This is a genomic window from Paraherbaspirillum soli, from assembly GCF_042654985.1.
Taxonomy (GTDB): Bacteria; Pseudomonadota; Gammaproteobacteria; order Burkholderiales; family Burkholderiaceae_D; genus Paraherbaspirillum; species Paraherbaspirillum soli.
Window position 1 is genome coordinate 168,024 of sequence record NZ_JBHSMT010000014.1, and the last position, 21,015, is coordinate 189,038.

Genomic DNA, 21,015 nt, shown 5'->3' on the forward strand with positions numbered 1-21,015 from the left:
GGCCGGGGCGACTAAAACAACGGAGCCACCATGAAATTTGCGAAACCGTCGTCGATCGGCATCGGCTTGCAGTACAACCCGGAGATCCTCGACTGGTTTCCGTTCAAGGAAGTCGAGGTCGATCTTTTTGAGGTGCTGCTCGACAATCTGATGGGCCCGCTCGACGGTCCGTATCTGATGCGACCGGCCGCGCGCGAGCAGCTGTCAACGATCCGCGATTACGGACGCCTTCTCGCGCATTCCAACTATGGCTGCGACTTCGGCTTCGCGCCATTGGAGACGACTGCGGCGGTGAGGCGTCATGTGCCGCTAGCAAAGTGGCTGGGCAGCCCGTGGGTCGCCAACCACTGCTTTTATGGAGAGGAGTCCTGGCTCGACATCTGGAGCAGTCCGCTGCAATTCTCAGAGGCCGAAATCGCACGCTGCGCAGAGCGCGCGAGCGCGTTGCAGGACGCCTACGGCATGCCGCTTGCGCACGAAAACGCAGCGTATTACATGCCATGCCCCGGCGCGCAAATGCGCGAGGCCGAGTTCATGGCGCGCCTGGTCGAGCGGGCCGGCACCTTCCTCCATCTGGACCTGCACAACATCTACACCAATGCGATCAATCTGGCCGGCTTCGATCTGGCCGACTACCTCGATACGATCCCCCTGGAGCGCGTGGTTGCCATCCATCTGGCCGGCGGCAGCTGGTACGGCGGCAGTTATCACGACTGGCACGATAGCAAGGTCCCCGAGCCGGTATGGGACCTGCTTGAGAACGTGTTGTCGCGCGCGCAGCCGGCCGCGGTGATTCTTGAGTACCAGGGACAGGCGCATCACGCGGGAACGCGGGTGATGGGCAAGGCCAACGTCGAAGCCGATCATGCGATGATTTGCGACGACCTTGCGCGCGCCCGATCGATCTGGAATCGCTATCAGGGCGCGTGCCTTGAGGAACGGGACATGGTGGCCGCGCAATGAACGCACACACCGTTTGGACTACCTGGCGCCGCATTTTGCGCGAAGAGCCGCTGCATGCGGCGATACTGAGCGGCGATTGCACGGATCTGCAGCAGCGCTTCCTTTTATCGGATGACGAAGCCGAGGCAGCCTTGCATTACGCGCGCGACGCACGCAGCGCCCGCTGGTTTGTCGAGAACTATCGGTTCCGCATGGGGAATTCGTTCCTGAACGCTCTTGAGACCGGAGCGCCGCTGACATTGCGCGCACTGATGGCGGGCGGGCATGAGATCTCCGGGCTTGCGACGGATTTTTTAAACTCGGTCGGCTGGCGCGACTACGGGCCGTTCGTCTACACCTTCTGTGCCGACGCACTCGACTATCTGAAGAACCAGCCGGCGGTGGTGCGCCTGGCGGGAATGGCGGACCTGATCGGGCTTGAAGCGGCGGCGGTCGCAACCTTGCGCCGTTGCGCTGCGCAACCTGCGCGCACCGATCCGCATGGCGGTCCGCAGCAGGCCGGACAGGCGGAAAAGAAATGGTCGCAAACTGGCTGCGCCACGCTGTACCGATCATCGACGCAACTGGGCCAATGGTTGCGCGACAAGGCGACCCTAGGCCGCGTGCCGCTGCCGTCAGGCGATACAATTTTTGTCGCCTACTTTGTCGACGATGAGCACACCCACCGTTTCGCGACGCTGCCCGCGCGCGCGGAAGAGCTGTACGCGGCGCTTGCCGCGCCGGCTGACCGGCAGGAGCTGTCGGCGCGACTCGCGACCCGCGGCGCGGCGCCGCTGACGCCTGACGACGAGCGATTTCTTGCGCTGCTGCAGCAATGCCGGGCGATTGCCGAGCGCTGGGCATGAACATGCAGCTTTCCTCCTATTTCTGGATCCGTTCTGCGGGGTTTCCCATTAGCTGGCTCGAGCGATTCGCAGTCCATCTGGATGATGCGCAAGTCGCCCATGCCGATGCGCTTCGCATTGAGATCGACGCCAGGATCGACAGGATACGCGACGCTCTGCTGCAGGCCGGTTCGTCGGCTGCGCTCAAGATCGTGCGCAAGCTCAAGGACGGCACCGCGCTGAACGGCAAGGACTGGCCGGCGGGTCAGGAAGATTTATACCAGCGTGAAGTAGCGCCGCTCTATGCCGCGCAGGCGGCGCTGGCGGGTAATGCTGCCGCGCTCGAAGCGCAGTTCAAGGACGCGGCCGAACTCAGCCGTCGCGCACTCTTCGAGACATTGACCGACCCATTGGTGCGGGAGGCGGTGTTCCTGTCCAATCCGAGCGCCCTGGAACGGCTGACCGCGCTGGCGGACAGCGCCCCGGAGCGGGTCGACAACCGGATGCGGCAAAGATTGCGCCTGGCCTGGAGCTATATCCAGCGCCTGTGCGCGAAGAATGACACGACCAGCTTTTTCGGGCCGATAGCGTGGGGCGAGTTTCGTGCCGCCGATGCCGCTGCGGATGCGCAGTCGCTCAGCGTCGTATCCTCTCCGGGCAACTGGATCGCTGAGCGCCGCACTTATTTCGAGCACTGGGTGGTGTCGCGCGTCGCCGACTGCATCTCGCAGGATGCGGTCTTGAGCGAGGCGCTGCCCATTTATCTCAGTGCCGCCTGCGTGCTGGTCGATGGCGCACTGCATGTGCCGGCCAATCGCCGCATTGCCGTCGGCGGCGCAAGCGCGGCCGTGCTGACGGAACTGGAGCGCTGCCGCGCCGACGGAGTGCGGCGGGCCGAGTTGCACAGCAAGGCTGTCGCCGCCGGCTTCACTGCGCAGGAAGTCGACGATGCCATCGACGGCGTTCTTGAAAAGAGGGTGGCCCGGCAGGGCGTGCGCGTCGGCACGGGTCTGGCGGATCCGCTGGGCACATTGCGCGACCAACTGGCCGGCTTACGCGCAGCACCAGCCCGGGTGGTGTTCTGGAACACGCTGCTCGACCAGCTTGAGGTTCTGCGCCAGCGTTTTGCCGCCGGGGATCTCGCCTTGCGCCAGCAGACCATGGCTTGCTGCGAGCAATTGCTGGCCGACAACGGCGTCGATGTCAACCGCGAGCACGGCAAAATGTATGTCGGCCGTTTCCCGTTCTACGAAGATTGCGCCCGCAACGTCCAGGCGAGCATCTCCGGCGCGCTGCTCGGCGCGATCCGACAGGATCTGATGCCGCTGATGAGGCTGTACGACCGCCTGGCCGGGGCCGTTGCGTCTGAGCTGATGAGCGCGTACCTGGACATCCGCGCAGGCTGCGGCGCGGACACGAGATGCGATTTCCTTTCCTTTGCCGGCGAGCTGCAACGGCACCGTATCGTCGAGGGCGTGATCCAGCGGCTCAGGCCGGTATTGCGGACCGCCTGGCAGAGCTTCGCCGGCGAGACGACAGCGGTCGGCGGCGAGATCGTGCTGGCGTCGCACGACCTTGAACGGCTGTTCGAGGTGTTCGATCGCGTCGGTTTGCAAGCGCATGGCGCGCTGCCGCTTGGCGCGACGGTGCATTCACCCGATTTTTTCGTCGCAGCGGCCAGCGTGGCTGCCATCAATGCCGGAGATTTTGACATCGTGATCGGCGAGGTGCATCCGACCGTGCACACCGTTTCACAGCCGGTCGCGCAACCGTTCTGCCCATTCAACGAGCAGATTCGCGCCGAAGTCTCGGCGCTATTCGCCGGACCGCGCCTGGTTGCGGCCGACTCGGACCGAACCTATCAGCGTTCGCATATCGACTGGCCCGACGTCGCGGAACTGTGGCAGGTCGAACTCCCAGGCGCCAGCGCGCGTGTGCCCGGTGAGCGGCGCGTGCCGGCAGGCCGTCTGGCTATCGTTGCCTGCGACGACGTACTGTACGTCGAAGACTGTGCGAGCGGCAGACGCGAACACTTCCTTACCGTATTGCCCGGCGATCTGCATCGCGCATGTTTCGCGCTTGCGGCCGACGTGCTTGGCGCCGGCGTCGGTCCCAGGATCCGCCATGGCAGGACGATCTGCAAGCGTCGGACATGGGAGATGCGCGCAGACGGCTTACCGTCGGTCGAGCGGGTGGCGGAGAGTGCACAGGGATTTTTAGCCTGGCGGCGCTGGGCTGCCGAGCAGCAGTTGCCGCGTTATGTGTTCGTGAAAGCGGACACCGAGCCGAAACCGGTGTTCGTCGACTTCTGCTGCCCGCTATCGCTCGATGCACTGGCGTCCATCGCCGCGCGCGCCGAGATTCTCGCCGTGTCAGAAATGTTGCCAACGCCAGACCAGGCCTGGCTCGCGGACGAACGTGGCAACTACTGCACGGAGTTCCGTACCTCGATCAGCGCGATGACGGCACCATCGGTCGCGCCGATCGCCGCGGAAAATCGTATGCAGGAACCGCACTGCATTTAACCAGCACACCTTGTGGAAAGAAGAGAACGCTCATGGAAATGACAAATATTCCTTTTGGCATCACGGACTGGTCGGACGTTCCAGTCGAGGAACACGCCGGAGTCACCGGCATGGCCTATTGGCGCACGCGCCAGTTCGACAGGATTCGCGTGCGCCGGGTCGATTACTCGCCGGGCTACCTGGCCGACCACTGGTGCACCAAGGGGCACATTCTTTACGTACTTGAAGGCGCGCTCAGCACCGAGCTGGAAGACGGCCGCCGCTTCGAGCTGGAAGCCGGGAAAAGCTATCAGGTCGCGGACAACGCCGAGCCGCATCGTTCGTACACCGCCAACGGCGCCGCCTTGCTGATCGTCGACTGACCCCGGATGGCCGCGATCCGGCTGATTATCCGGCTGGTTATCCCGGCGCTGCAACCGCTGCATTAGCGGGTTTTATTTTGAGGGATGCAATGTGAGTAATTTCGATGCGGATCTGTCCAGGAATACAGCCAATTTTGCCGCTTTGACCCCCCTGGATTTCATCGCCCGAGCGGCCGCAGTGTATGGCGACAACCTCGCCGTGGTCTACGGCGCTTTGCGCCGTAACTGGCGCGACACCTATGCCAGGACGCGACGCTTGGCGAGCGCCCTGGCGCGCGCAGGGGTTGTGCGCGGCGATGTGGTGGCAACGCTCATGCCCAATACGCCGGCAATGATAGAGGCGCACTTCGGCGTGCCGATGGCGGGCGCGGTTCTCAGCGCGCTCAATACCCGGCTCGACACGTCGACCATGATCTATATGCTGCGCCACTCCCAGGCCAAGGTACTGGTGCTTGACGCAGAGTTCGTTGCGCATGCCATGGAAATCGCCCAGGCATGCCCTGCATTGAAGCTGATTGTCGATGCGGTTCCGGGGACGGCAGCAACAGCGCAACCGGATGGTTGGAAGGACTACGAAGATTTCCTGGACGGCGGCGACCCGGAGTATGCCTGGCTGCGTCCGACCGACGAATGGGAGGCGATTGCACTGAACTACACGTCGGGTACGACCGGCCAGCCGAAGGGCGTCGTCCTGCATCACCGCGGCGCCTGCCTCAGCGCACTGAGCATTGTCGTTGACTGGGATTTACCGCGACATCCCGTGTATCTGTGGACCTTGCCGCTGTTTCATTGCAACGGCTGGAGTTGCGCATGGGCAGTCGCCGCGCGCGCCGGGGTGAATGTCTGTCTGCGCCGCGTCGACGCCAACGCCATTCTCGATCTGATCCAGGCCGAACGCGTGACCCACTACTGCGGCGCGCCTATCGTGCATGCGATGCTGGCCGACACGATCGAAGCCCGGCACGATAGCTGGCGCCGCGACACCGCGCACCGCGTGCATGCCATGGTCGCTGGCGCCGCTCCATCGCCGACGCTGATCGGGCGTCTCGACGCATTGGGTTTTGAACTGACGCATGCGTATGGCTTGACCGAAACCTACGGCCCCGCAGCAATTTGCGCCCCCCATGCCAGCTGGACCGCGCTGGATGCGGCAGAGCGGACAGCGAAGACGGCGCGCCAGGGCGTCGCCTATCAACTGCAACTAGGCATGTCGGTGCGCGACCCGGAGACGCTTGAACTGGTTCCTGCGGACGGGGCCACGATCGGCGAACTGATGTTCCGCGGCAATCTATGCATGAAGGGCTATCTGCGCAATCCTGAAGCGACCCAGAAGGCGCTCAAGGATGGCTGGTTCCATACCGGCGATCTCGCGGTGACCATGCCCGACGGCTACGTGCAGATCAAGGACCGCAACAAGGACATCATCATCTCCGGCGGCGAGAATATTTCCAGCATCGATGTGGAAAACGCGCTGTACCAACACCCGGCCGTGGGCGCGGTCGCCGTTGTCGCGATGCCGGACGAGAAGTGGGGCGAGGTGCCGTGCGCGTTTGTCGAAACGCGGCCGGGCGCGGCGGTGAGCGCTGCCGAACTGATCGATCATTGCCGCACGCGACTGGCCGGATTCAAGATGCCGAAGGCGATCTGGTTTTCGGAATTGCCGAAGACCTCAACGGGCAAGATACAAAAGAACGAATTACGCGCAATCGTTGCCGCGATGCAGAGCGCCAGGCCCGACAAGCCGCGCCTGGAACCGGCGATGTAGGCGCTTTGCGGCCGACATTCAAGAAAATCATCAACTTAACCAAGGAGCAACAAGATGGATATGCCAGAACCCGTGTCAAGCAACACCGCTTTCAAACCCAAGAAATCTGTCGCCCTGTCCGGGGTAGTGGTCGGCGATACGCGCCTTTGCACAGTTGGCCGCGCGGGCAACGACTTGCACTATCGCGGCTACAACATCCTTGACATTGCCGACGTGTGCGAATTCGAAGAAATTGCCTACCTGCTGGTGCATGGCGCGCTGCCGCGTCCCGCCGAGTTGAGCGCCTATAAGTCCAAGCTCCAGGCGCTGCGCGGCCTGCCTGCGGCGGTAAAGATGGCGCTTGAGGCGATTCCGGCATCGGCGCATCCGCTGGACGTGCTGCGCTCGGGTGTGTCGACGCTGGGCACGGTGCTGCCGGAAAAGGACGATCACGGCGTCTCCGGCACGCGCGACATCGCCGACAGGCTGATGGCTTCGCTGGGCTCGATGCTGCTGTACTGGTATCACTTCAGCAACAACGGCCGCCGTATCGAAGTGGAAACCGACGACGACTCCATCAGCGGGCATTTTCTCCATCTGCTGCACGGCCGCCCGGCGCCGGACCTGTGGGTACGGGCGCTGCACACCTCGTTCAATCTGTATGCGGAACATGAGTTCAATGCGTCCACCTTCACCGCTCGCGTCATCGCCAGCACCGGCTCCGATTTCTATTCTTCGATTACAGGGGCGATCGGTGCACTGCGCGGCCCGAAGCACGGCTGCGCCAATGAAATCGCATTCGAGATCCAGAAGCGCTACGACACGCCGGATGATGCCGAGGACGACATCAGGAAGCGCATCGAAAAGAAAGAGGTGATTATCGGCTTCGGACATCCGGTATACACGGTCGCCGATCCACGTCATCAGGTAATCAGGACCGTGGCAGAGCGACTGTCCGATGCGGCGGCCAATCGTAAAATGTTCCAGGTCGCGGAACGCATCATGCATGTCATGGCGCAAACGAAAAAAATGTTCCCGAACATGGATTGGTTTTCTGCGATTGCCTATCATCAGATGGGTGTGCCGACGGCGATGTTTACGCCGATTTTCGCCATAGCGCGCACGGCAGGCTGGAGCGCCCATGTGATCGAACAACGGATAGACAACAAGATCATCCGGCCCAGCGCCAATTATGCAGGCCCGGAAAATCGTCCATTCGTGCCCTTGCAGCAGCGCACCTGAGATATCCCGCGATGACCGTGACAGCCCTTGTAGACAAGAAAGCCCAATGATGCGCCGATTGATTTTTTGCGTCCTTGCATGTGCGACGCTCACCTTGCATGCCCATGCCGACGATCTTGACGTCGCGCTCGACAAACTTGCTCCCGGACCGGACCGGGACGCGATTCTGCTCGGCCGGAATATCGTGTTCGACACGCCGCGCTATGCGGCGAAGTACGTCTCCGGCGGCATATCCTGCGCGAGTTGCCACATTAACGGCGGAAGGCAGGCGCACGCCTCGCCGTGGTACGGCATTGTCGGCGTCATGCCGGCTTACAGCGCGCGTAGCGCAACGGTCGCATCCCTTGAGCAAAGGATCAATGAATGCTTCCGGCGCTCGGAGAACGGCAGCCCGCTGCCGTTCGGCTCAGCCGAAATGAACGGCTTGCTGGCCTACATGTCCTTCATCTCGAAGGGGGTGCCGGCGGGAGAATTCGGTCCGGGGCGCGGGATGGGCAAACTGGCAGGCGCGGATCGTCCGGATGCGCTCCACGGCAAGACGATCTACGGCCAGAAATGCGCCGCCTGCCACGGCGCAAACGGCGGCGGCCTGCAAAGCAATGGCAGCTACAGCGTGCCGCCGCTATGGGGTGACGCCTCGTACAACATTGGGGCAAGCATGGCGCGCGTCGGGCCGGCGGCCGCATTCATCAAACATAATATGCCGCTCGGTCAGGGCGACACCTTGACCGACCAGGAGGCGCTTGACGTCGCCTACTACGTGACCCGTCAGCCGCGCCCGGATCTGGCGGGGAAGGCGGCGGATTGGCCTAACGGCGGCAAACCCGCCGATGCGCGTTACTGACCGGGTGCATTGCGCCGGATCCACTGAATCAGGGAGTGTTTATGCGCGACACGCGTATTACTGTTGAAGACGGCCCCCGCGAGCCGATAACGCCTAGGGCCTTATTCATGGCGTTTGCCATGATCGGGCTATGCGGCTTCGGCGGCATCCTGTCCTGGGCGCGTCGGATGCTGGTCGACACCAAAGGCTGGTTGACCGAAACGGAGTTCACCGAGTTGCTCGGGTTTGCCCAGATTCTGCCCGGCGCCAACGGCACCCATCTTGCGGTGATGTTCGGCCTGCGCTGCTGCGGCTGGCGCGGCGCTGTGGCCGCCGTCGCGGGGCTGTTGATCCCGCCGTTCGGAATCCTGATTTCACTGGCAGTGTTGTATCAATGGTATGGCGCGCTGCCGCAGGTGCGTGGCGCGCTGAAGGGGATGGCGGCGGTGGCGGCGGGGCTCAGCATCGATGCCGGCATCAGGCTCGCGCGTGCCCAGCCGCGGCGCGCCCGTTGTTTCCTGTTAAGCGCTGCCGCATTCGTCGCCATTGCACTGCTGAACCTGCCGCTTGCGGGCGTGATGGCAAGCCTGGTTCCGGTGTCGATCGGTTGCGAGTTGCTGCTTCTGCGGCAGCCGGCATGGCCTCAACGCAAAGCGGCTCCAATGGACCGGAAGGAAGGAAGAAGTTGAGCATGCTGTACGTCCTCGCTGTCCATTTCTTTCTGATATCGCTGATTGCGTTCGGCGGGGCCAGCGCCGTATTGCCGGAAATGCACCGCTTTCTGGTGGAAAACCTGCACTTGATCAGCGACCGGGATTTCATTGCCTTGAATGCGCTCGCGCAGGCGGCGCCCGGACCCAACGTGCAGATTGTCGCGATGTACGGTTTTCAGGTCGCCGGCCTGTCGGGCGCGGTCGTGTCGATGCTGGCGATGTGCGGGCCGACGTCCATGCTGGCGATACTGGTCGAGAGTTTCGGCAAGCGCCATAGTGGGACCGCATGGCACAAGCTGATCCGGCGCGCGCTTGCGCCGCTGACGGTCGGTCTGGTGTTGGCGACAGGGTACATGCTGTCGATCGGCGCGGCGCGCATGGGGGATAGCGGGACCCGGCCGCTCGCGCTGACCGCTGTTGCAGTCGGGGTCGCGATGTCGCGCCGGCTCAGCCCGATTGCCTTGATAGCGATCGGCTGCGTACTGGGCGCGGCCGGCTTGATATAAGCCAGGTCGATAAGCCGCGCCGATAGGCCGCGGTTTTTCTTGAATAGCCACCATCTCAGAGGACTTGAAATCGATGAGCATCAACGCTAGTGAAGCGGAGCGGTATCCGACACGCCTGAAGCGTGTAACGCCGGTCATGTCGCCGGCGCAGCTGTGCGGCGAGTTGCGAAACTCCGTTCAAGTACGAGAGACTGTCCAGTCCGCGCGGCGCGCATTGACGCGCATTCTGCATCGGCATGACGACCGCCTTGCCGTGATAGTCGGACCTTGTTCCATCCACGACGTCAACGCAGCGCGTGACTATGCAGAAAAGCTGGCTGCGCTGCGCCAGGCCCACCGTGGCGACGTCGACATCATCATGCGCGCGTATTTCGAAAAACCGCGCACGACCGATGGCTGGAAAGGCCTGTTAAATGATCCGCATCTTAACGGCAGCAGCGACATTGAGCTGGGTTTGCGCCTCGCCCGCAGCCTGCTGCTGGACATAAATCTGATCGGGCTGCCGGTCGCCACGGAATTTCTGGAGCCTTGCGCGACCCATTTTATTAGCGACCTGGTTGCCTGGGGCGCCATCGGCGCGCGCACGGCCGAGTCGCAGATCCATCGGCAACTGGCTTCCGGCCTGTCCTGTCCGATCGGCTTCAAGAATGGCACCGATGGCAACGTAAAAATCGCGGCCGACGCCGTCAAATCGGCCAGCGCCCAGCACCAGTTCCTGACAGTCGGAGCGGACGGGGTGTTTGCCGGGGTCTGGACCACCGGCAATCCCGATTGCCATATCGTGCTGCGTGGCGGCGTCGCGCCGAATTATGATGCGGCCAGTGTCGCGGACGCCTGTCTGGCGCTGGCGCAGCATGGTTTGGCGGGGCGCGTGATGATCGATGCGTCGCATGGCAACAGTCGGAAGCTGCACGACAATCAGTTGGCGGTCTGCGAAAACATTGCCGGCCAGCTGGCAGGCGGTAGCCAGGCAATCGTCGGCGTCATGATCGAATCCAACCTGGTCTGCGGCAGGCAGGATTTTGCGGCAGGCCGGCCGCTCACTTATGGGCAGAGCATTACCGACGCATGCATCGCCTGGGATGATACGGTGCGCATCGTCGAACGGCTGGCGCAAGCGGTGCGCCAGCGGCGCGATGCCTTGTCGGCCACGACGAAAGGCTTTGCGCCGCCCGAGCCCAAGGCATTGCCGGCGCTACCGATTTAACTGTCACGCTCTACCGGGGCCGGTTCAGGTTGCGGCAGCTGCGGATCGTTCCAGCCGCCGCCCAGCGCCTTCGCGAGAAACACCACCAGCGCGATTTGCTGGCCGCGAATCTGGACTTCCTTGCGCTCGCTGTCGAGCAGACGCTGTTGTGCGCTGATGACGTCGATAAAGGCAGCCAGGCCGCCGCCATAGCGATCATTGGCGAAGTCGAGCAGACGCTGCGCATCGGCCACCGCCGCATGCGCCTGGCGTAGCGCGCCATCGAGCAGCGCCAGTCCCGTCACGCCATCCTGAACCTGCTGGAACGCGTCGAGCACGGTCTGCCTGTACCTGGCTTCGGCCGCGACATAATCCGCGCGTGAAAAATCGACCCTGGCAGTCCGCCTGCCGCCATCGAACAGCAGCTCGGCCGCCGCGCCGCCGACCGACCATGCCAACGCCGGTGCGCTCAGCATGTCGGCAAAGCGGGTCGCTTCCCAGCCGATGTTCGGGGCCAGTGTCAGGCTTGGAAAATACGCGGTCCGGGCGACGCCGATGCGCGCATTCGCCGCCGCCATTGCCCGCTCCGCCGATGCGATATCGGGCCGCCGCTGCAGTAGCTCGCTCGGCACGCCGAGCGGCAGCGTCGGAGCGTTCAGCGTCTGCAGCCTCGGCGCCAGCGAAAACAGCGGCGCGGGCTGCCCGGTCAACGCGGCAATCGCATGCTCATATTGCGCACGCCGGTTCAGCAGCAGTTGCGCCTCGATCCGCGTCGCGTCGAGTTGCGCCTGCTGTTGCAGGAGATCGAGCCCGGACACCGCGCCCAGTTCATGACGCGCTGTCACATAATCGAGCGCCTTCTCTTGCAGGGCGACCGAACGCTTGAGCACGTCGCTCTCAGCATCCAGTTCGCGCAAGGCGACATAGGCGGTGGCAAGGTCCGCAGTCAATATCAGCCGTGCATTGACGAGATCGTCCGCGGCCTGTTGTGCGGATGCGCCGGCTGCATCGGCTGCGAGCCGGATCCGGCCGAACAGGTCGAGTTCATAGTTGATGCTCACGCCCAATCTGATGTCGTTCTGCACGGTCGACTGGCTCGGCACAGCGTAGTTCAGTTGCGGCCGGTCGGCGGAAATTTTTGCGCGTGCCACGCTTGCGGCAAGACCGACTTCCGGCGCAAGCGCCGCTGAAGCAGCTGCCAGCGCAGCCACCGCCTGATCGTAGTGCGCGCTAGCGACACGCAGGGTTTGATTGTCCGCGAGCGCTTGCTGTTCCAGCGCGTCCAGTTGCGGATCGGCGAAACTGCGCCACCAGTCCGGTTCCAGCGGCGCGTGCGCAGGGGAGATCGGACGCCAGTACGCATCGGCCGGATCGGTCTTCCAGGCAGCAGGCGCGACAACCTGCGGCCGCCGGTATGCGGGGCCGACGCTGCAGCCGGCCAGCGCCGCCAGCAATATGAGCGCAACAGACGGCAACCTCATGTCGCTGCCTTGGCCGGCGTTTTCCGGATAAGGACCTTGTCGCCATCCGTGAGCGAATCGCTCGGATTGACGATGAGCTGATCGCCCGGCGCGATGCCGCTTTCGATCTCAAGCGCCTGTCCGAGATCGTGCGCGATCACGACAGGCCGCAGATGCACATTGCCGCTGGCGTCGACGATCGCGATGCGCGGGCCTTCAGCGCGAAATAACAAGGTATTGCCGGGTACTTCCAGGCGTGCCTGCGCGGCCTTGGGCAACGCTACCTGGACATAAGCGCCTGGCAGCAGCGCGCCGTCGCGATTTGGCAGCGCTACCTCGATCTTCAGCGAGCGCGTGGCGACGTCGATCGCGGCCGCCGAATGAACCACCGTTCCAGCAAAGCTGCGCTTTGCCAGTTCGGCCTGGGTCACCGTCACTTGCTGTCCGACTGCAATGCCTGCGGCGTACGCCTGCGGTACGTTGACATAAACCCGCAGCCGGTCGGACTGGGTCAGCACGAACAGCGCTTGTCCCGCGCCGCCGCTGCCCGCCTCGACCAGGTTGCCGATGTCGACGTTGCGCCGGGTGACGATGCCGGCGAACGGCGCGACGATGCGCTTGAAAGACTCCAGTTGACGCAAGCGTTCGACGTTGGCGTCGGCCGCCGCGAGATTGGCGACGCTCTGGCGATAGGCGCTCTCGCGTTCGTCGAGCTCTTGCTGCGAAACCGCGTCGCGTTTGCGCAGTTGCTGCCAGCGCAGCAGCGAGCTCTTTGCCAGGCCGAGCGCGGCGGCTGACTGCTCCCGCATGGCGGCCGCCTGGGCGAATTCGTGATCGATCTCCGGCGTGTCGAGTTCCGCCAGCAACTGTCCCGCTTGCACCGGCGTGCCGATGTCCGCGTGCCAGCGCAAGAGATAGCCGCGGGCGCGGGCGTAAATCGGCGACTCTGCATAACCTTGCAAGGTGCCCGGCAACAGGATGCTGACGGTGTTTGCCGTGGCACTGGGCTTGACCACGTTGACGTATTGCCGCGTGTTTTGCGCGGTTGTGTCAGCCAGCCTGCGCGCATCTTCATGGTGATTGAAAGCCGTGTGCGCGGCGCCGCCCAGGAGCAGCAGCAGGACCGCCAGCCCGACGGCGCGCGCGCGCCGCTGTACCCTGGCCACGGGCGGCAGGGCCAGGCCGTCGCCGTACTCGCCGGTGCGATTGAGCAGAGTTTCGGGATCTCGTACGTTCATGTCGTCCTTCGAATCGATTGAGAAAAATACCTGTGCATGAGGCCAACCGCTACGACTCCTCCTCGTCCGGCATGCCTGGGGTCTGCCTGCGGGCGAGTCGGCTGTGCACGCCGGCGAACACCAGGGGAACGAACAACAGCGTCGACACCGTCGCGAACAGCAGGCCGCCGATCACGGCGCGGCCGAGCGGCGCGTTTTGTTCGGCGGCTTCTCCCAGGCCCAATGCCATCGGAACCATGCCGATAATCATCGCGGTGGCCGTCATCAGTACCGGCCGGATACGCGTGGCGCCGGCCTCCAGGGCCGCTGCCAGCGGCGTCGCGCCCGCTGCCAGCCGTTGGCGCGCAAATGACACCACCAGGATGCTGTTGGCCGTGGCCACGCCGATCGTCATGATCGCGCCGGTCAGTGCAGGTACGCTCAGGTGCGTCTGGGTGACGAACAGTATCCAGACAATCCCCGCCAGCGCCGCCGGCAGCGCGCTGATGATGATGAGCGGGTCGACCCAGGACTGGAAGTTGCTGACGATCAGTAGATAGACCAGTACGATTGCGACCGCCACGCCGGTGCCAAGTCCGAGATACGACGAATGCATGGTGTCGACCTGGCCGCGCACGGCGATATCGACGCCGCGCGGCAACGATGGACGCAGGGCGTCGACCAGATGCTCGACCTTGCCGGCGACAGCGCCTAGATCGCTGCCTTCAACGCTGACGTACAGGTCGATCACGGGCCGGATGTTGTAGTGCGAGACCACGGCCGGTTTGGCATGGCGCTGGACTTCAACCAGATTGCCGAGCAGTTGCGAAGCCGTATTGCCGCCCGACGAGACGGGCAGGCGCAATATGTCGTCAATCGACGCCACGTTGTATTGCGGCGTCTGCACCGTCAGCGGATACTCGACGCCCTGCGGACTCAGCCAGAACGCCGGGGCCGTCTGAGAGCTGCCCGACAGCGAGACCAGAAGATTTTGCGCCACGTTCTGGGCGCTGAGATTCAATTGCTGCAGGCGCGTGCGGTCCATGCGCAAGGTCAGCGTCGGCTCGTCCAGGCGCTGCTGTATGTGCACGTCGACCGTGCCGGGAATGCGTCGGATCTGCTGCATCAGCTTGGTCGCCGTCGCAAAATTCGCGCCCTGATTCGCCCCGACGATCTGCACATCAATCGCTGCCGGTTGGCCGAAGTCCAATATCTGCGTGAGGATATCGGCAGGCTGAAAGAAGAATTCGACGCCGGGAAACTGTGCCGGCAAAACGGCGCGCAGCCTGTCGATGTAAGCGGCCGTGGGCAGATGCCCCGGGTTCAGCGCGATGAGCACTTCGCCGTCGAAAGTACCAATCGTGCCGGCATTGCTGTAGGACAGATTGATACCGCTATACGGCAGCCCGAGATTGTCGAGAATCGGTCCAAGCTCATGCGGCGGAATAACCTGGCGGGCGACTTTTTCGACATCATCGGCCAGGCGCGCCGTCTCTTCGATGCGCAGGCCCGTGGGCGCCCGAAAGTGCAGGCGTATCTGGCCGGCATCGACGCTCGGGAAAAAGTCGGTGCCGAGCGCAGGGACGAGACCGGCGGAGAGCACGCAGAATCCGAGAAACATCCCGGCATAGAAGCGCCGGCGCGCCAGTAAAATCCCCAGCAGCACGATGTAGTTGGCCCGCAAGCGCTCGAACGCGCTGTCGAAGCGTTGATAAACGACGGCCAAACGCGATGGCCGCGCCTTGACCGGGCCGGTCGTTTTGCGGTGTTTCATCAACAGCAGCGCCAGCGTCGGCACCAGCGTACGGGACAGGATGTAGGAAGCGATCATCGCAAACAGGACCGCCTCAGCCAAAGGCACGAACAGGTAGCGCGCCACGCCGGTCAGGAAGAACATCGGCACGAACACGATACAGATGCACAGGGTCGACACCAGCGCCGGGACGGCTATTTCGCTGGCACCGTCGAGGATCGCATCGTACAGGCTGCTGCCCAGATGCAGGTGCCGCTCGATGTTCTCGATCGTCACCGTCGCATCATCGACCAGGATGCCGACCGCGAGCGCAAGGCCGCCGAGCGTCATGAGGTTGAGCGTCGCTCCCAGCGCATGTAGCGCGAGCAGGGAGGACAGGATCGACAGAGGAATAGAGATGGTGATGATGACGGTGCTGCGCCAGTTGCCGAGGAACAGCAGAATCATTGACGCCGTCAGCAAGGCGGCGATCAACGCTTCCCGGATCACGCCTTGCACCGCGGCCTTGACGAACACTGACTGATCGAACAGCGGCAGGATCTTCAGGTCCTGCGGCAGCGATTGCCGCGCATGAGGCACCAGCGCCTTGATGGCATTGACGATCGATAATGTCGACGCGTCGCCGTTCTTCAGGACCGACAGCAGCACGCCGCGCTGGCCATCCAGCCGAACGACGTTGGTTTGCGGCGTGAAGCCGTCACGCACGTGCGCGACTTCCCGCAAATACGTCGTGGCGCCATTGACCGTCCGCACCGGAATGCTGTTGAGTCCGTCGATCGTGTCCGGCGACGCGTTCGTGTCGATGGCGAATTCGGTCGCGCCGATTTTCGCGGTGCCGCTCGGCAAAATCAGGTTCTGCGCATTTACCGCGTTGACGACGTCGTTCGGGGTCAAGCCTTTTGACAGCAGGGATCTTGTGTCAAGGTCGACGGAAATCACGCGCTGTTTGCCGCCGTACGCGAACGGCACCACCGCGCCGGGAATCGTAATCAATTGCGGACGCAGGAAGTTGCTGGCGACGTCGTTCAAGGCCTGCTCCGACATCAGGGGACTCGACACGCCGAGCTGTATCGCCGGGATGCTCGAGGCGGAATAGCTGATGATGATGGGCGGCGCGGCGCCGGGCGGCATGAAGCGCAGTTGCGATTGTTCGGTCGAGACCGTCTGCGCGATGGCGGAGCGGATATCCGCGCCAGGCTGCAGGAATAGCTTGATTACCGCAATGCCCGCCAGGGACTGCGACTCGATATGCTGGACGTTGTTGACCACGACCGTCAACGTGCGCTCGTTGACCGATGTGATGCGATTGGCCATCTCGGGCGCTGATAAGCCATTGTAGGTCCAGATGATGCTGATTACCGGAATGTCGATTTCGGGCAGAACGTCGGTCGGCATCGTCCGCAGCGCAAACGGCGCTGCCAGGAGAATCATGAGCGCCATCACGATAAAGGTGTACGGCCGCTTTAGTGCATGCTTGACAATCCACATGAAGCTATTTCTCGATGGTGTTGAAAATAAGCCGATTGCCGTGTTTTTCCGGCAGTCGGCCAGTGCGGCATCAGCGAGTGAAAAGCTCCGAAAAGCGCTTCAGCAATGCTGCTCGTCCTGGTTTTTCCGCTCCGTCGGCTGGCGTCGGCAGCAACTTGATCGCATCGAGCGGTGGGCGGATCGGCGCGACATCGTCGCGTGCGGGAATAATGTATTGCGCCGCCGCGCGCCGTTGCCCCGCCGGGGACAGCAAGAAGTCAACAAAGCGTTTCGCATCGTCAGGCGCTTTCGTCGTCTTCAGAATCATGACGGGACGGGCCGTGGCGATCGTGCCGCTCTTCGGAAAAATCACTTCGATAGGCGCACCGCCTGCCTTGTCTTCCAGAGCCGTATGATCGGCGACGGCGAACAGCGCCGCCTTGTCGCCGCGTATCACGGTCGCCATCGCCTGTGCGTTCGAGCCGGCGCTCACCATGCCATTCTGTTTTAGTTTTTTTAACAGGTCCCACACCTCGGATCCGCTATTGGCCTCCCATGCGGCGATGAGGTCGAGCGATGAACCGGAATTTGCCGGATCGACCGTGGCGATGCGGTCAAGAAACGCCGGCGCGACCAGGTCCGACCAGTCCTGGGGGCGCGGCGTGCCACTGTCGACGCGCCAGACAATTGCCAGCGTCGCGAGTCCTTGCGCAACGTAGGTCGGCGTGCGATATTGCGCCGGGATATGCTCGGACCCGGCTGGCCGGTTCGGCAGCAGCGCGCCCTTGGCGCTCAGCTCGGCGGCGCTGCGCCACGAGCCGATGATGACCACATCCGCTTGCGGATCCGCGGATTCTTGCTGCAGGCGCTGCAATACCTGTCCCGTATCCCCTTGATAAACCGTGACCGGAATGCCAGTCTGCTGGCGGAAGTCATCGGCAAGGCGCCGGATCAGATTTGCGGGGCCGACACTATAGACGTTCAAGGCCGAGGCGTCGCATGCTGCGATGGCGCCGCACAGCACCAGACAGCACTCAAGGAGCCTGCGAGAGATTCGTATCATCGTGGAATGAGGGTGAGCATCAAAGTGGAGGCGGAAGCAAGCGCAGAATCCTATTTGCGCAGCACCAGGCGGTACGTGGTTTTTCCGGACGAAGCGCTGCTGCTTTGCTCATTGAACAGAAGCTCGGCGCTGCGCAAGTGTTGCATCACTTGGTCGGCATCGATCGCGGTATACAGTCGGCCATGCTTGTCGCGCTCGCCGCTCCCGGCAGTCACGCGCCAGCTCAGATAGAGCGTCCCGCCCGGTGCAAGGATGCGCAGCAACGACTGCAGTGCGAGGCCAAGATCGGCGCGCGGCAGATGCATGATGACCGTTTCGCAGAGTACGTTGGCAAAGCTGCCGTCGCTGATGTTGGCGAGCTCCGGCAGGGCGGCGCTGGCGAACTGGAGCAAGGGGTAACGCCGCCGCGCCTCCGCCAGCAGGCCTTCGGACGGGTCGTAGCCGATCACGTCGAAGCCGCGCGTCGCGAGCCATGCGACATCGCGACCGCTACCGCAGCCTATGTCGGCAGTCCTGCCCGTTAAAAAATGTTCCAGCACCGTGCGGTGCATGTCGTCCGGTACAGGCTGGTCGTGCCAGTCATCTGCAAAGGCCGTCGCCCGCATGTCATAGGCGGCAAGCGTTTTCTGATCCATGAAGCGTTCCGTTAGAAAGTTATCTGTTGGCGCAAGACCGGGCGGCAGGCCATCGCTTTCCCGATGTTGGCTTGCGCACGAGAGAAGCTGTCGGACTGCAGAGTACTACATCGCTGTGGCGGGATGACGCAAGGCGTGGATTGTTTCCGGTTCGCTGCTAATGCGCGGGAATGCGGAAACACCCGGCATGATCTGACTTTCTATGTCTGTTCAAAATTTTCCGTCAGATACTGGACGAAGGACAGCACCCGCGGCGGCACGAGCGCATCCTCGCGGTAGGCGACATAGGCAAAGCGTTTCTCGAAAGTCCAATCTGGAAAAATGGGGATGAGCGTTTTTTCCTCGACCGCTTCACGCGCCACATAGCGGGGCAGGTAGGCTACGCCAAGGTCATCGAGCGCCCCGTTCAACAGGGCGACACTGTTATTCGAGCGCATGATGCAGCGCACGCGCACCTCTACTTCCCGCTTATGTTTGCGCATCGCCACAACTGTCGTGTGCGCCGAGCCGCGAAACAGCAAGAATAGATGGCGCCCAAGCTGATCCGGGTCGGAAATGGCCGGATGGCGTTCCAGATACGCTGGCGATGCAAACAGCCCCCATTCGATTTCCATCAAGGTCCGTCCGAGCCCGGGCTCCGGTTTTACGCGATTGATGAAAATCGCAACGTCGATATTCGCCTCTTCCGGATCGATTTGCCGATCAGTCAATTCGAGCTCAACCTGCACATTGACATATTTCGCGGCGAATTGATTCAGCAAGGGAACAATGACGCGATTGCCAAATGTTACCGGCGAGACGACACGCAGATTGCCGACCGGGTCGGCGTGATATTTGTCCATGAAGGCATCGGCGCTTTGAACCTCCGTCAGCATGCGCGCGCAGTATTTATAGTACGTATGGCCGACATCGGTGACTTCGATCTTGCGAGTCGTGCGCTTTAGCAAGCTGACCCCCAGCACCGCTTCAAGACGGGCAAGCTCCTTGCTCACGGCCGACTTGGACACGCCGATCGCGCGCGCCGCTTCGGTATAACTCATGGTATCCACGACTTTTGCGAAAATAGCCATCGATGTGATTTGCGCCAGCTGGTTCATCACTTCCTCGGAGTAGGTAATTTGTGCTCAGACGATTATTGCTGCCTCTCTCAAGCCCTGATTGTTCAGATGAGAGCTCAATTGTAATGCCGCAAGGAAACAATTGCTGATTTCTCTGCGATTCCCGGGGGAGGCGGTTGACTGCCGTCGGTTGAATGGCCGCAGTCTATGGCTCAATCTGGCTGGGCATGACGGTCACAATCAGCAAAATGAGCTTGTGGAGGTTGTTCTTGAGGTCGGCGCTGGCAAACGGATCCTGATTGACCGTGAATGCCGCGTCGATCACGGCCCAATCCTCTGGCGTCAACAGGCGCTGCGCGGCGGGAAAAATCACTTTCTCTTCCAGATGCACGTGGTTGAAATAGAATCTGGCGTACGTCTCCACCAGATCGCGCAACCCCGGGAATGCAGGGCTGCCCTCCAGTTCGTAGCGGATGAGCGCGTACTCCAATTCTCGTACCAGCGCCTGCTCTCCTTTATCGATCTGACGCACGAAATGCAGCATGCCGTGCATCACTGCCGACAACTGCTCGTGTTCGTCCAGGATAAAACGTACCGCATTGCATTGGCGTGAACTCCTTCGACGTTCAATCCGCGACAGCTTATAAGCCCTGCAAATAGGCAGCCACTGCGCTAGTGAACTGTAACAGTTCACTAGCCTCTTCATCTTTCATGCATTGCTTCAAAAGTGTTGCCAGGAGCGGACATGGCCGAGTAATTCCTGGACGGTTCGAATAGCCGTGCCAGCTGGAGAACGTAAGTAGCAGAGGCATCTCGAAAAGCATGGGCGCTATCCTGTTCTGGAATGCGCGGTTAACAGGAGTGTTGCAAATAAAATAGAGCGTGCTTTCATGAGAATTCCTTTTCAGTTTTTTTAATAATAAGCATTATTTAACGATGATTTTTCCGCGCATGCCGGCCTCGAAGTGCCCCGGCTGCAAGCAGGCGAAGTCAAACGTGCCGGCTTTGCTGAACTGCCAAATTAATTCTCCGGTTTGGCCTGGATCAACCGATACTTGATTTGGATCAGAATGTTCCATTTCCGGAAATTTCAACATCAGCGCTGCATGTTCTTTGAGTTCTTGCATCGAGCCAATCACCATTTCATGTTTGATCTTGCCGGAGTTTTTGACGATGAACTTGACGGTTTCGCCGCGTTTGATCGAGATGGTCGATGGCGTGAAACGCATCGTGTCGGCCAAATCAATTTCCGTCGTCCGCGATACTTTGTCGGCATCGCCCGGCTTGCCCATTTCTGTGGCGCGTCCTTGATGTGTTTGAGCGGCCGCCTGATAATTGTCATCGCCGTGCGCGAAGGCATTGGCGGATAAGGATAAAACCAGGGTTGAGGCAATGAAAATAGATTTCATAAAACGATCCTTTTGGTTGAAAATTAAACGTCGTCTTGCTTGGAAAACAAATTAAAGCTGATAAA

At 62.0% G+C, this 21,015-nt stretch carries 18 protein-coding genes; 10 read left to right on the forward strand and 8 right to left on the reverse strand.

Features of this window, described 5'->3' with window-relative positions; translation table 11 throughout:
* Positions 1-30 precede the first annotated feature (30 nt).
* The 10 genes from ACFPM8_RS11090 to ACFPM8_RS11135 all read left to right on the forward strand — a co-directional run bounded on the left by ACFPM8_RS11090 (position 31) and on the right by ACFPM8_RS11135 (position 10,909).
* Positions 31-963: an MbnB/TglH/ChrH family RiPP precursor modification enzyme gene (locus ACFPM8_RS11090; RefSeq protein WP_378997603.1), complete on the forward strand. Its 933-nt coding sequence runs from the start codon at positions 31-33 to the stop codon at positions 961-963.
* Positions 960-1,808, forward strand: a complete 849-nt coding sequence (locus tag ACFPM8_RS11095; RefSeq protein ID WP_378997604.1) for a hypothetical protein — start codon at positions 960-962, stop codon at positions 1,806-1,808. Before ACFPM8_RS11090 ends, ACFPM8_RS11095 begins: the two co-directional genes overlap by 4 nt.
* Positions 1,805-4,312, forward strand: a complete 2,508-nt coding sequence (locus ACFPM8_RS11100; RefSeq protein ID WP_378997605.1) for a lantibiotic dehydratase — start codon at positions 1,805-1,807, stop codon at positions 4,310-4,312. The genes ACFPM8_RS11095 and ACFPM8_RS11100 overlap by 4 nt, the downstream gene beginning before the upstream one ends.
* 32 nt (positions 4,313-4,344) lie before the next feature.
* Positions 4,345-4,674 carry a DHCW motif cupin fold protein gene (locus tag ACFPM8_RS11105; protein WP_378997606.1) on the forward strand — a complete coding sequence of 110 codons (330 nt, stop codon included), beginning with the start codon at positions 4,345-4,347 and terminating at the stop codon, positions 4,672-4,674.
* A gap of 91 nt (positions 4,675-4,765) precedes the next feature.
* Positions 4,766-6,439 carry an AMP-binding protein gene (locus ACFPM8_RS11110; RefSeq protein WP_378997607.1) on the forward strand — a complete coding sequence of 558 codons (1,674 nt, stop codon included), beginning with the start codon at positions 4,766-4,768 and terminating at the stop codon, positions 6,437-6,439.
* Between the two features lie 54 nt (positions 6,440-6,493).
* Positions 6,494-7,660, forward strand: a complete 1,167-nt coding sequence (prpC, locus tag ACFPM8_RS11115; RefSeq protein WP_378997608.1) for a bifunctional 2-methylcitrate synthase/citrate synthase — start codon at positions 6,494-6,496, stop codon at positions 7,658-7,660.
* A 46-nt stretch (positions 7,661-7,706) separates the two neighbouring features.
* Positions 7,707-8,504, forward strand: a complete 798-nt coding sequence (locus ACFPM8_RS11120; RefSeq protein WP_378997609.1) for a c-type cytochrome — start codon at positions 7,707-7,709, stop codon at positions 8,502-8,504.
* 41 nt (positions 8,505-8,545) lie between these two features.
* On the forward strand, positions 8,546-9,172 hold the full coding sequence (locus tag ACFPM8_RS11125) for a chromate transporter (protein ID WP_378997610.1): 627 nt from the start codon (positions 8,546-8,548) through the stop codon (positions 9,170-9,172).
* 2 nt (positions 9,173-9,174) lie between these two features.
* Entirely contained in the window at positions 9,175-9,702 is a 528-nt protein-coding gene (locus ACFPM8_RS11130; RefSeq protein ID WP_378997611.1) for a chromate transporter, read from the forward strand.
* A 73-nt stretch (positions 9,703-9,775) separates the two neighbouring features.
* On the forward strand, positions 9,776-10,909 hold the full coding sequence (locus ACFPM8_RS11135; RefSeq protein ID WP_378997612.1) for a 3-deoxy-7-phosphoheptulonate synthase: 1,134 nt from the start codon (positions 9,776-9,778) through the stop codon (positions 10,907-10,909).
* On the opposite strand, the gene ACFPM8_RS11140 is transcribed toward ACFPM8_RS11135, so the two are convergent.
* The 8 genes from ACFPM8_RS11140 to ACFPM8_RS11175 form a co-directional block, all read right to left on the reverse strand.
* Positions 10,906-12,369: an efflux transporter outer membrane subunit gene (locus ACFPM8_RS11140; RefSeq protein ID WP_378997613.1), complete on the reverse strand. Its 1,464-nt coding sequence runs from the start codon at positions 12,367-12,369 to the stop codon at positions 10,906-10,908. The genes ACFPM8_RS11135 and ACFPM8_RS11140 overlap by 4 nt on opposite strands.
* A complete protein-coding gene (locus tag ACFPM8_RS11145; RefSeq protein WP_378997614.1) occupies positions 12,366-13,586 on the reverse strand; it encodes an efflux RND transporter periplasmic adaptor subunit in 1,221 nt (406 codons plus the stop codon). Before ACFPM8_RS11145 ends, ACFPM8_RS11140 begins: the two co-directional genes overlap by 4 nt.
* 49 nt (positions 13,587-13,635) lie before the next feature.
* Positions 13,636-16,806, reverse strand: coding sequence for an efflux RND transporter permease subunit (locus ACFPM8_RS11150; RefSeq protein ID WP_378997615.1), 3,171 nt, complete (start codon positions 16,804-16,806; stop codon positions 13,636-13,638).
* 70 nt (positions 16,807-16,876) lie between these two features.
* On the reverse strand, positions 16,877-17,848 hold the full coding sequence (locus tag ACFPM8_RS11155) for an extracellular solute-binding protein (RefSeq protein WP_378997616.1): 972 nt from the start codon (positions 17,846-17,848) through the stop codon (positions 16,877-16,879).
* A 50-nt stretch (positions 17,849-17,898) separates the two neighbouring features.
* Entirely contained in the window at positions 17,899-18,483 is a 585-nt protein-coding gene (locus ACFPM8_RS11160) for a class I SAM-dependent methyltransferase (RefSeq protein ID WP_378997617.1), read from the reverse strand.
* 200 nt (positions 18,484-18,683) lie between these two features.
* Positions 18,684-19,580 (reverse strand): LysR family transcriptional regulator, encoded by an 897-nt coding sequence (locus ACFPM8_RS11165; protein ID WP_378997618.1) that lies wholly within the window; start codon positions 19,578-19,580, stop codon positions 18,684-18,686.
* 166 nt (positions 19,581-19,746) lie between these two features.
* The gene (locus ACFPM8_RS11170) at positions 19,747-20,235 is read right to left on the reverse strand and encodes a hemerythrin domain-containing protein (RefSeq protein ID WP_378997619.1); all 489 of its coding nucleotides are present in this window, start codon (positions 20,233-20,235) and stop codon (positions 19,747-19,749) included.
* Between the two features lie 232 nt (positions 20,236-20,467).
* A complete protein-coding gene (locus ACFPM8_RS11175; protein WP_378997620.1) occupies positions 20,468-20,950 on the reverse strand; it encodes a cupredoxin domain-containing protein in 483 nt (160 codons plus the stop codon).
* Between the last annotated feature and the right edge of the window lie 65 nt (positions 20,951-21,015).